This window comes from Rugamonas sp. FW305-51 (assembly GCF_058786935.1).
Genome location: NZ_JBYSZG010000096.1, coordinates 1 through 4,108, shown reverse-complemented (window position 1 = coordinate 4,108; position 4,108 = coordinate 1). Strand labels below are relative to the sequence as shown.

4 protein-coding genes are annotated in these 4,108 nt (G+C 68.1%); 2 read left to right on the top strand and 2 right to left on the bottom strand.

All coding sequences use genetic code 11. The annotated features are described in order from the left end of the window. Together AC3WOS_RS28340 and AC3WOS_RS28335 are read right to left on the bottom strand one after the other, a co-directional pair. Positions 1–797, bottom strand: a 797-nt coding sequence (locus AC3WOS_RS28340; protein WP_492720646.1) for a TPM domain-containing protein, incomplete at its 3' end; no start/stop codon positions are given. After that, positions 794–1,414: a LemA family protein gene (locus AC3WOS_RS28335; RefSeq protein WP_492720644.1), complete on the bottom strand. Its 621-nt coding sequence runs from the start codon at positions 1,412–1,414 to the stop codon at positions 794–796. The genes AC3WOS_RS28340 and AC3WOS_RS28335, both read right to left, overlap by 4 nt. A gap of 357 nt (positions 1,415–1,771) precedes the next feature. Here AC3WOS_RS28335 and AC3WOS_RS28330 point away from each other — a divergent pair, with 357 nt between their 5' ends. Then, on the top strand, positions 1,772–2,392 hold the full coding sequence (locus AC3WOS_RS28330) for a SagB/ThcOx family dehydrogenase (protein ID WP_492720642.1): 621 nt from the start codon (positions 1,772–1,774) through the stop codon (positions 2,390–2,392). A gap of 46 nt (positions 2,393–2,438) precedes the next feature. After that, on the top strand, positions 2,439–4,028 hold the full coding sequence (locus AC3WOS_RS28325) for a bifunctional aminoglycoside phosphotransferase/ATP-binding protein (RefSeq protein WP_492720641.1): 1,590 nt from the start codon (positions 2,439–2,441) through the stop codon (positions 4,026–4,028). Positions 4,029–4,108: the final 80 nt, after the last annotated feature.

Genomic DNA, 4,108 nt, shown 5'->3' with positions numbered 1-4,108 from the left:
CCGCCCCCGCCGCCGCCGAAACCGCCGCCGCCGAAGCCGCCAAACGGACCGCCCGAGCGCCGCCCCGGCATGCCACGCAGGCCGCCCAGCAGCGTCGACAGCAGCGCGGCCACGCCCACGAACAGGGCCGCCGGCAAGGTCGCCAGCACGGCCCAGGCCAGCCAGCCGCACACGCCGGCGGCCACCAGCGCGCCCGGCATGCGCCCCAGCAGGGCGCGCAGCACGCTGCCGATGGCCAGCGCCGCCAGCAACAGGCCGGGCAGGTAAAGCGAGCCGTCCGGCACCGCGTCGCCACGCGCCTGCGGCGGCGCCGGCAATGGTTCGCCGTCTACCACGGCCATCATGGCGTTGGTGCCGGCCACCAGCCCGCCGTAGAAATCACCCTGGCGGAAATAGGGGGTGATGATGTCGCTCACGATGCGCTTGCTGACGGCGTCGTTGAGCGCACCTTCGAGGCCGTAGCCCACTTCGATGCGCAGCGTGCGGTCGTCCTTGGCCACCAGCAGCAGGGCGCCGTCGTCGATCTTCTTGCGGCCCAGTTTTGCCTGCTCGGCCGCCATCAGCGCGTATTGCTCGATGCTGTCGGGCGCCGTGCTGCCGACCAGCAGCACGGCAATCTGGCTCCCCTTGCGCGTTTCAAAATCGCGCAAGGCCGTTTCCAGGCTGGCCGTCTGCTGGGCGCTCAGCGTGCCCGTGAGGTCCGTCACGCGCGCCGTCAGGGCCGGGACGGACGCGGCGCTGGCGGCGCCGATGGCCAGCACGGCCAGCCAGCACAGCACGCGCCGCAGCCAGCTCATTTGGTCGCCTCGGGCGTGGACGCGGCCGCCGGTCCGAACTGCACGCGCGGCGGGGTGGCGATGGTGGCCGCGTTGTCGACCGTGAAGTTGGGTTTGACTTCGAACGAGAACATCTTCGCCGTCAGGTTGGTGGGGAAGGAGCGCACCGTTGTGTTGTAGCTCTGGACGGCCGCGATGTAGCGGTTGCGGGCCACGGTGATGCGGTTTTCCGTTCCTTCCAGCTGGGCTTGCAGGTCGCGGAAGTTGGCGTCGGCCTTGAGCTGGGGGTAGTTCTCCGACACGGCCAGCAGCCGGGTCAGGGCGCCATGCAATTCGTTCTGGGCGCGCTGGAAGCGGGCCAGCGCTTCCGGGTCGTTGAGCGTGGCGGCACTGGCCTGCACCGAACCGACCTGGGCGCGGGCCTGGGTGACGGCCGTCAGCACTTCTTTCTCATGGCTGGCATAGCCCTGCACCGTGCTGACCAGGTTGGGTATCAGGTCGGCCCGGCGCTGGTACTGGTTGAGCACTTCGGACCAGGCGGCCTTGATCTGTTCGTCTTGCGTCTGCAGCGCGTTATAGCCGCAGCCGCCCAGCGTGGCCAGCAGCATCAGCATGGCAAGGTGTTTCAGCAGCTTCATGTCGCGTCCTCTCAGCAGTGGATGGGCGGGGATGCCCTCATGTCGCACTATGGTCGTCTGAACAATGAAAATCCTTGATTTGCATCAAAACCATCCCATAAGCCCGTGTAATCGGACGCGGCAGGGCCGATAAAGGCCGCCCGGGGTATTTGATCAGGTCGATTGACTTGGATCACACTACCCGCGTGATTAAAATCGGGGCGCACGCTACTGTGAGTCCATCGGCGCAGGCTTGCGCGGTTTTTTCGTGAAGGAGCGTATCATGCAGCTCAAATATCGCCCCCTGGTCCAGTCGTTCATGGCTGTGCTGCTGGCCGCCGGTTTCGTTCCGCTCTGTGCCAGCCATGGAGAATGCAAATGAGCAAGCCACAAGATACCCAACCGGCGCTGCAGCTGATCGCTCCTTCCTCGCTGGAACTGGATGCCGACATCGCACCATTGAGCAGCGCGCTGATGGAAGTGTTGCGCAAGCGCCGCTCCGTCCGCGAATTCAGTCCGCGAGAGTTGTCGATCTACAAGTTGTCGCGGCTGCTGTGGGCGGCCTTCGGCATCAACCGGGAAGAGGAGGGCCACCGTACGGCGCCCTCGGCCAAGGATGCCCAGGAAATCGACATCTACGTCGCCCTGGCCAGTGGCCTTTACCGCTTCGATCCGCACCATCTGCTGTTGCAGCCCGTGCTGGCCGATGACATCCGGGCCGACACCGGCTGGCAGGATTTCGTCGGCGGCGCACCCGTCAACCTGATCTACGTGGCCGACCTGGAGCGCATGAGCGGCGCCTCACGCGTGGAGCAGAAGTTCTACGCGGCGCTCGATACGGGCTACATCAGCCAGAACGTCTACCTGTTCTGCGCGGCCGAAGGCCTGGCCACCGTGGCGCGGGGCTGGGTGGACCGGCCGGCGCTGGCGCAGCGGATGGGGCTGGGTCCCCATCAGCGCATCGTGCTGGCCCAGACGGTCGGTTATCCGCGCGCATGATGGCCGCACTGCTGGCCGCGCCGGGCATGAACGAAAAGGACGCGCGATGAACGACCGTTCCGACCAGGCCCAGCAGGCGATGCTGGTGCAGCGGCTGGCGGCCGCCCTGTCGGCGCAGGGGCAGCCGTGCCGGCAGTTCGAGACCCACATCTCCTGGGTACTCGTCACCCCGGAGTATGCCTACAAGATCAAGAAGGCGCTCAAGTTCGACGTGCTCGATTACAGCACCCTGTACGCGCGGCGCCGGCTGTGCGAGGAAGAAGTGCGCCTGAACCGGCGCCTGGCCCCTGAACTCTATCTCGACATGGTGCCCGTGACCGGCAGTTATGCCGAACCCGCGCTGGGCGGCGATGGTGCCCGCATCGAATACACGGTGCGCATGCACGCCTTCCCGCAGGAGGCGCTGTGGACGGCGCGGCTGGAGCACGGTCAACTGACAGTGGCCGAGGTGGAAGCATTGGCCGACAAGCTGGCCGCCTTCCACCGCCACGCCGCCGTGGCGCCGGCCGGCACGCCATGGGGCAGCGTGCGCGCCGTGGACAAGGGCGCGCGCCAGGACCTGGCGACGGTGGAAGCGCAGGCCGGTTCTGCCGAAATGCGTTCCCAGGCCCACCTGCTGACGGTCTGGTTGTCGACCCAGGATCGGGTGCTGGACCTGGTCGGCCAGCGCAAGGCCCAGGGCTTTGTGCGCGAATGCCATGGCGACCTCCATTGCGCCAACATCCTTACGCTGGCCGGCAAGGTGGAGGTGTTCGACTGCATCGAATTCAACGACGATCTGCGCTGGATCGACGTGATCAACGACCTGGCCTTTGCCGTGATGGACTTGCGTTTCCACGGCCAGCCCGGCCTGGCCGCCATCCTGCTGGAACGCTATCTGGAAGCGAGCGGCGACTATTCCGGCCTGGCCGTGCTGGGCTACTACCTGACCATGCGCGCCGTGGTGCGGGCCAAGGTCTGCCTGTTGCGGGCCAATGCCCTGTCCGGGCCGGCCGAGGGCGAACATGCGCAACTGGCGCGCCGCTACCTGGCCTTTGCTGCCGCCTCGGTCCAGCCGGCCAGGCCGCCGCTGGTGATCGCGCATGGCTATTCGGGCAGCGGCAAGACCTATTTTTCGGGCCGGCTGGCGCGCGCCATCGAAGGCATCCGCATCCGCTCGGACGTCGAGCGCAAGCGCTTGCATGGGCTGGCGCCCAGCGCCCGCATGGCGGCGCCGGCCGGCGCCGGTATCTATACGGAAGACAGCACCCGCGCCACCTACGCCCGGCTGCTGGAACTGGCCCGCTATGGCTTGCGGGCCGGCTTGCCCGTGGTGGTGGATGCCTCCTTCCTGCAGCGCTGGCAACGCGAACCGTTCGAGCGCATCGCCCGCGAGCGGGGGGCGGAATTCCGCATCCTGCATCTGCGGGCCGGCGCGCGCACCCTGCGCGCGCGCCTGGCGCAGCGCGTGCGCGAAGGGCGCGACGCGTCCGACGCGGGGCCGGAACTGCTGGCGCGGCAGGCCGCCATCAGCGACACCCTCAGCGCGCGCGAGCGGCGTCAAACCTGCGTGATCAATACGGAGTCGGCCGATGCGGAAGGTACATTGGCGACGCTGGCCGCCGCCTTGCGGGCGGACGCTGTTGGCGACCGGTAGCGCCCGCGCGGGGCGGACACCCGGCGCGCCCGGCGCCCATGGTCGCGCCGGCGTGCTTGCCGGCTTGACCGGGGCAGGGC